5 protein-coding genes are annotated in these 6669 nt (G+C 70.3%); 4 read left to right on the top strand and 1 reads right to left on the bottom strand.

Going from position 1 to position 6669, the window contains the following annotated elements; genetic code table 11:
* The first annotated feature begins 669 nt into the window (after positions 1–669).
* Positions 670–1536: a bifunctional 5,10-methylenetetrahydrofolate dehydrogenase/5,10-methenyltetrahydrofolate cyclohydrolase gene (locus tag G6R25_RS19705; RefSeq protein WP_163554140.1), complete on the top strand. Its 867-nt coding sequence runs from the start codon at positions 670–672 to the stop codon at positions 1534–1536.
* Between the two features lie 139 nt (positions 1537–1675).
* Positions 1676–4147, top strand: coding sequence for an MMPL family transporter (locus tag G6R25_RS19710; RefSeq protein WP_163554141.1), 2472 nt, complete (start codon positions 1676–1678; stop codon positions 4145–4147).
* Positions 4148–4188: 41 nt separating this feature from the next.
* Here the strand turns inward: G6R25_RS19710 and G6R25_RS19715 are convergent, their stop codons facing one another.
* Entirely contained in the window at positions 4189–4806 is a 618-nt protein-coding gene (locus tag G6R25_RS19715; protein ID WP_205447270.1) for a hypothetical protein, read from the bottom strand.
* 933 nt (positions 4807–5739) lie between these two features.
* On the opposite strand from G6R25_RS19715, the gene G6R25_RS19720 reads away from it, so the two are divergent.
* Positions 5740–6411, top strand: a complete 672-nt coding sequence (locus G6R25_RS19720; RefSeq protein WP_235949154.1) for an alpha/beta hydrolase — start codon at positions 5740–5742, stop codon at positions 6409–6411.
* The gene (locus tag G6R25_RS19725; RefSeq protein WP_163554143.1) at positions 6404–6625 is read left to right on the top strand and encodes a hypothetical protein; all 222 of its coding nucleotides are present in this window, start codon (positions 6404–6406) and stop codon (positions 6623–6625) included. Before G6R25_RS19720 ends, G6R25_RS19725 begins: the two co-directional genes overlap by 8 nt.
* The last annotated feature ends 44 nt before the right edge of the window (positions 6626–6669 follow it).

Raw genomic sequence — 6669 nt, forward strand, 5'->3', positions numbered from 1 at the left:
CGACCCGGTCGCATCCCACCTCCACCCGACGATCAAGGTGTTCCGCGGAACCGGAACCGGAACCGGAACCGGAACCGGGACTGGAACCGGGACTGGAACCGGGCAGAATCCACTCCAGCCCGACCCGGTGGATCAAAGATCAGTAGTGCAGCTGCTCATCAGCCCTTTTCCGGTGTCCGGTGACGGTGTGCGATGCCAGACGGCGCCTGCCTTCACCGCCGGACGGCCCACCGGCACCGCCACACCGCCCCGCGAGGAGGTGGTGTGCACGGGAACGGCGCTACCTGTTCCTTCTGGGGGGGCAAATCAGACGCCGAACCCACCAGAAGGAACAGATAGGCGTTTTCCCACGCATCCGCCGCCGACGCACGAGCTGCCGTCCGTTTCGCGACCTGCCTCAGCCACACCGGCTGCTGTCACGGAACGTGATAGCAGGACGGGAAGGGGACTTCTGCGGGGCTGCTGGAACGCCGCGTCAGACCGCGGCTGCTGGTGTTGGCGTTCCGCGGCCTGGTCATCGGGTGGCGGTGCTCGCGGGCACCGTTGCAGCGGATTGGCGTAGCGTGCTCGAGGGCCGTCGCCGACGCCGGCCGCGTGACGCGGTGCTGGGCGGCGCGTCGGGTTGTCGGCGGCGGATCCGACCGGACACCGTGAGGGCGAAAGGCCGACATGAGCGCAGTGATCATCGATGGTAAGGCCGTGGCCGCGCGAGTGCGTGCGGACGTGGGCCGGGACGTCGCCGAATTCCGCGCGGCCACGGGCCGCCAGCCAGCGCTCGCGACCGTCCTGGTGGGCGACGACCCGGCGTCCGCGGTCTACATCGGCGGCAAGCGTCGGGCCTGCGTCGAGGCGGGCATGGCCGACCTGCACCAGCATCTGCCCGCCGACACCCCCCAGGACAAGATCGCCGCCCTGCTGGACTCCCTTGCCGCGGACCCCGCGGTCTCCGGGATCCTGCTCCAGCTGCCCGTCCCCGAGGGGCTCGACGGCGCCGCGCTGGTCGGGCGGATCCCACCGGAGAAGGATGTCGACGGGCTGACGACCCCCAGCGTCGGCCTGCTTGCCCGCGGCCTGCCCGGACTGCGGCCCTGTACCCCGTCGGGGATCATCGAGCTGCTCGACGCCTACGACGTGGAGCTCAGCGGCGCCCCCACCGTCGTCGTCGGACGTTCCGAGCTGGTCGGCCGCCCGGTCGCTCAGCTGCTGGTCGGGCGCAACGCAACCGTCACCATCTGCCACTCCCGCACCCGGGATCTGGCCGCCGTCTGCCGCGGTGCGGACGTGCTTGTCGTCGCCGCCGGGAAGCAGTCGATCATCGGCCCGGACGCGGTGAAGCCCGGTGCGACCGTCATCGATGTCGGCATGCACCGCACCGAGCAGGGCCTTCGCGGCGACGTCGACTTCGACGCCGTGCGCGAGGTCGTCGGCCTGCTCACCCCGGTCCCCGGCGGTGTCGGGCCGATGACCATCGCCATGCTGCTGCGCAACACCCTGCTCGCCGCGCGGGCCGCCGCCGAGGTGGACAACCTCGTCTGAGCCGTCCTGGCCGTCTGCGTCGTCCGGGCCGCCGCTGCCCAGATCGGCGAGGGCGGAGGACCGGGCCGATTTTGTCGGAGGGGTGCGTCAGAATCGTCCTCGGCAGATTGGCACAGCGCGACCGGGATGGGGCACGGACATGAGCAGCGGCCAGCGACCCGATGGTGGGGGCGGCGAGGAGCCCGTGATCACATCGGGTCAGCCCGGCTCGGTGGCCGGGTTGCCCGGGTCGTCCGACAGGGAATCCGGTGGCACCGCCGACGGGGCGTCCCTGTCCTCGGGAGGGGAGTCTGGCAGCCTCACCGAGGGATCGCCCCGGGGTACGCCACCGCCCCGCCCGCCGGCCGACGGATCCCCGCTGGTGGCGCGGTCGGCATTCTCGGCCGCGTCGCCCGGCGGTCGCTCGCCCGGTGAAGAGTCGGATGGCTCCGGTCGCCGCCGGCGGCCGCGGGTTGTCTATGTGTTCGCGGTCCTCGCGGTGGGCTGGTTGCTGCTCGGCGCGGTCGGCGGCTCCTACCAGGGCAAGCTCGGGGAGGTCCAGAAGAACGACAACGCGGCCTACCTGCCGGGCTCGGCGGAGTCGACCAAGGTCGACAAGGCCGTGCAGGAGTTCCGCTCGCTGCAGACGATCCCGGGTTTCGTCGTCTACCAGCGCGGCGGCGGGCTGACGGCCGCGGACAAGGCGAAGATCGCCGCGGACGTTCGCGCGTTCGCCGGGATCCGCGGCGTGGACGCCGGCCAGCTCGGGTCGCCACAGTTCGCCCGCAGCGGCGAGGTGGCGAACGTCGCTGTGCCGATCGTCGGCAAGGACGGCGACCGGGAGGTCCAGGGCGACGAGCTCGTCGACGTCGAGAAGGCCGTGCTGGCCGCCGCGGGGGCCGGGGCGCCCCAGGCTGGGCTGGTGGTGCACTCCGCCGGCCCCGGCGGGCTGCTGGTCGCCTTCGTCGAGGCGTTCTCCGGGCTCGACGGTCTGCTGCTGCTCGCCGCGGGCCTGGTCGTCGTCGGCATTCTCCTGCTCGTCTACCGCAGCCCGGTGCTGTGGTTCTTCCCGCTGTTCAGCTCGGTGCTCGCCCTCGGCGTCTCGGCGTTGATCATCTACCCGCTGGCCAAGCACGACGTGCTCACCCTCAACGGGCAGAGCCAGGGGATCCTGTCCGTGCTCGTCATCGGTGCGGGCACCGACTACGCCCTGCTGCTCGTCAGCCGCTACCGCGAGGAGCTGCACACCCACGCCAGCCGGGTCGAGGCGATGATCACTGCCTGGCGAGGTGCCGCCCCGGCGATCATCGCCTCGGCGGTCACGGTCATTCTCGGCCTACTCTGTCTGAGCCTGGGTGAGCTGAACTCCACCCGCAGCCTTGGCCCGGTGGCGGCGATCGGCATCGCCTCCACCGTCCTAGTCATGCTGATCTTCCTGCCGATCCTTCTCGTCCTCAGCGGCCGGTGGATCTTCTGGCCGCGAGTCCCCCGGCTGGACCACCAGGTCGACCAGGCCAGCCACGGCCTGTGGGCCCGCTTCGCCGCCGGGCTCGTCCGTCGCGCCCGCCTCGCCTGGATCGCCACGGCCGTCGTGCTGCTGGCCTGCGCCGGGCTCATCGGCACGCTGAAGGTCGACGGGTTGTCGTCCGCCGACAGCATCACCGGCCACCCCGACGCCATCGTCGGCCAGAAGATCTTCGACGCCAGCTTCAGTCAGGGCGAGGGGGCGCCCGCGGTCATCATCGCCAACACCGAGGCCGTCCCGGCGGTCATCGCCGCCGTCTCGAAGGTCGACGGGGTGGCCACAGATCCGGGTGCGGTGTGCGTCGAGGTCGACTACGCCAAGCTCGCCGGCATCCTTTCCGGCGGCGGGCGGTTCCCGGCGCCGGACGCCGACGGCTGTCCGGCGTCGGCGGTGCGGATCGCGCCGGTTCACGGGCGGATCGCCGTCGACGCAAGCATCGTCCACCGCTACGATACGGCGGCGGCCTACGACACGATCACCGCCATCCGCACCGCCGTGCACCCGATCCCCGGCGCGGACGCGATGGTCGGCGGCCAGTCCGAGATCAACCTCGACACCCAGTCGGCGTCACGCCACGACCGGAACCTGATCATCCCGATCGTGCTGCTGGTCATCCTCATCGTGCTCGGCGCCCTGCTGCGCGCGCTGCTCGCGCCGATCCTGCTCATCGCGACGGTGGTGCTGTCCTTCGCCGCGACGCTGGGGGTGAGCGCGGTGGTGTTCAACCACATCTTCGGATTCGCCAACGCCGATCCGGGCTTCCCGCTGTTCGCGTTCATCTTCCTCGTCGCCCTGGGAATCGACTACAACATCTTCCTCATGACCCGGGTGCGGGAGGAGACGCTCACCCACGGCACCCGCCCCGGCATCGTGCGCGGCCTCGGGGTGACCGGCGGGGTCATCACCTCGGCCGGCGTCGTCCTCGCCGGCACGTTCGGGGTGCTGGGCGTGCTACCGCTGGTCTTCCTGGCCCAGGTTGGTTTCTCGGTCGCCTTCGGCGTGCTGCTGGACACGATCCTGGTCCGCTCCGTGCTCGTCCCGGCGCTCAGCCACGACATCGGCGCGAAGATCTGGTGGCCCTCGAAGCTGTCCCGTGGCGCCACCTGACCGCCGGCGGGCACCGCCTCCGGTGCGTCCCGCCGTTGTCGTCAGCCCCAGGTGAGGAGGCAGAGCCGGCGGACCCTGTCGTCGGTCACCGGGTCGAACGTCGAGCCGACGATCTGGCCGGCGTTGTTGATGGCCAGCGCCTCGCTGAGAGCCGCGTCCTCGGGGCCATCGACGGTCCGGCCGTCACGCCAGCTCATCGCGTGTGCCCCGCCGGGGACCGGACCCGTCCCGACGACCTGGCCGCGCCCGTTCTGGTCGGCCGGGGTGAAGCCGGGGTCGACCACGGTTCCGTCGGGACGCAGCACAAAGCCGGGCGAGGAGAAGCGTCCCGGAAGGTCACCGGCGATCTGCCCGGCGTCGTTGATCGGGAAGGGCGCTCGCGCGGTGTCGGGCAGGGCGGTGAGGACTCCTCGGGACCAGCGGAATCCATGGCTGTCGTACGGGGAGCTGTAGCCGGAGCCGACGACGTCCCCGCGATCGTTGATCGAGGCGGCGCTGTTGTGGGTGATGCCCGGCAGGGCGCCGAGATCGATCGGGGCCACGGGCCCGGCGGGTGCTGCCGCCACCGCCACCCCGGTCGACAGGGCGGCACCGGTCACGGTCACCGCGGTTATCACAGCTGTGGCCACCGCTACCCTGATCGCCTGTACCGCGCTCATCGACGCCTCCCGGAAGGTGGTCGTCCACCGTCATGGCAGCAGACACTCTGAGAGATCAGGAAATCACTCTCCGACCCGCGGGTAAGGGAGCGGCGCGTCGACACGCCCCAATCCCGTTCCGATGTTTGCCCTGCCTGCGGGGTCAGCGGGGTTCCTGACGGCGCAGGCCAGGTAGCTGCGGGCCGCCCGCTTTGGACACTCCCTGTCCGTCCGCGCGAGTGCCGGGCCAGACAGGTCCACGCGGCTGTGCCGCGTCGTAGCGGTCCGGCCTGTCGGCCGCGTGTTGCCGAATCCCCAAATCTTGATCATTTTTTTCTGTGTGGAATTAGGTCGTGCGGGCACCCACAGGAACATGACCAGCGCGTCAAAGGAACGTGAATATTTGGCGCTCGCCCGTCCAAGCTGCGTTAACGGCGCTTCCTGCCGGGGCGGAAGGGCGGTTAGTTGGCTGAGGGCTCTGGCACCGAGCCAGGGCCCAGGTCGGGCATGGAGACTGCATCACGGCATGGGCCAAGTTGATCTCGAGCCTGGGAACAGCGCTGCGGTCGAGATTGGCGCTCGGGGGTGGCCAGATGACGCCATCCTCGCCCGCAACGTGCTGCTACCAGCCGACGCCAACGTCGGCGACCTGCTCGCCGTCGCCCACCACCGAAGTCTGCCTCGACCTACAACATGATCGGACGTCCGCCGCTCGTCGCTGTCGGCAGGGCCCGCCTGCGGGTCCGCCGGGAGACTGAAGAAGACCACCTCGCCCGCGACACGGGTCTGCGAACTCGGACGGCCAGCATCATGATTATTAAGTTTGGGACGATCTGCATCTGCGATCACGGCCGTTCCCGCCGGGGTGTCACCGGTCCCCCGGCGCGGCCGGAAACTGGCCCGCGACGGACCGTCACTGCGCACCAAAGCGCTAGAGAAGGGGACAAGGCGTATATGACGCCTGCGACAATGACAATTCCCCGCCCCGCGGAGCCCGATACCAGCAGCGGCGCCGTGCACGCGCTCAGGCGTGAGCCGACCCGAGCCGCCGTCGCGATCCTCACGGGCCGCGGTGAGAGCCGGGAGCCCTACGAGTGGCTGGCCGCGCGGCTGGCGCTGGACGGGTACACCGCCACCGTCGTCCCGGAGAGCGGGAATATCGAGGGGACGGTCGGCGAGGTCCACCAGCCCGGTCTGCCCTTTGTCCTGCTCGGTTCCGACTCCGGTGCGTTGTCGATGCTCGCCATGGCAGGCTCGTCCGTTGTGCGTCCGGACGGGCTCGTCCTCCTCGGTCTGCCGTTGTTGCACGTGCCGGTCGCAGGCATACCCGTGGTCGATCCGCCGCGGGTGCTACCCGACCTACCCGACCTACCCGACCTACCCGACCTACCCGACCTACCCGACCTGCCCATCCTGCTCGTCCACGGCCGTGACGACCAGATCAGCCCGCTGTCGCTGGTCCGGATGACGACCCGGAGGGAACTGGCCGTGGTCCCCGGCGGGCACGCGGTGCTGGGCGGGCCGGGACGGCGCGCCCAGCACCGCGGCGTCCCGGCGGGCGGACCCGGTGCTGGTCGCAGCCCGGGAGTTCTGGCAGCTCTCCGTAGTCGTAGCGTCAATGGATGACATGCTGCACGCCCGCAGTCCGTCAACCGCGGTATTCGGTGAGCCGTGGCCGGACACCTACCAAGATCAGTACGGCGGTGCCGATGAGGACGGGCGGCGGCAACCAGTCTCGATCAGCGAGGTCATCCTCGCCGCTCCGCGCGCCGCCGGCAAAGGCGTCGATGTTGATGTTGGTGAATTCGATCAGTGCTGCGTCATAGTCGTTATAGATTGAGCCTTTCCCGGTAACGTTTCGTCGCTTTGCGTGACATCAATGTT

The sequence above is a fragment of the Candidatus Frankia alpina genome, from assembly GCF_902806485.1.
Classification (GTDB): domain Bacteria; phylum Actinomycetota; class Actinomycetes; order Frankiales; family Frankiaceae; genus Frankia; species Frankia alpina.

Excerpts from the sequence above, each read along its gene's own strand:
- G6R25_RS19715 (WP_205447270.1), bottom strand. The coding sequence starts at position 4,806 with ATGAGCGCGGTACAGGCGATCAGGGTAGCGGTGGCCACAGCTGTGATA.
- G6R25_RS19725 (WP_163554143.1), top strand. The coding sequence starts at position 6,404 with ATGGATGACATGCTGCACGCCCGCAGTCCGTCAACCGCGGTATTCGGT.
- G6R25_RS19710 (WP_163554141.1), top strand. The coding sequence starts at position 1,676 with ATGAGCAGCGGCCAGCGACCCGATGGTGGGGGCGGCGAGGAGCCCGTG.
- G6R25_RS19720 (WP_235949154.1), top strand. The coding sequence starts at position 5,740 with ATGACGCCTGCGACAATGACAATTCCCCGCCCCGCGGAGCCCGATACC.
- G6R25_RS19705 (WP_163554140.1), top strand. The coding sequence starts at position 670 with ATGAGCGCAGTGATCATCGATGGTAAGGCCGTGGCCGCGCGAGTGCGT.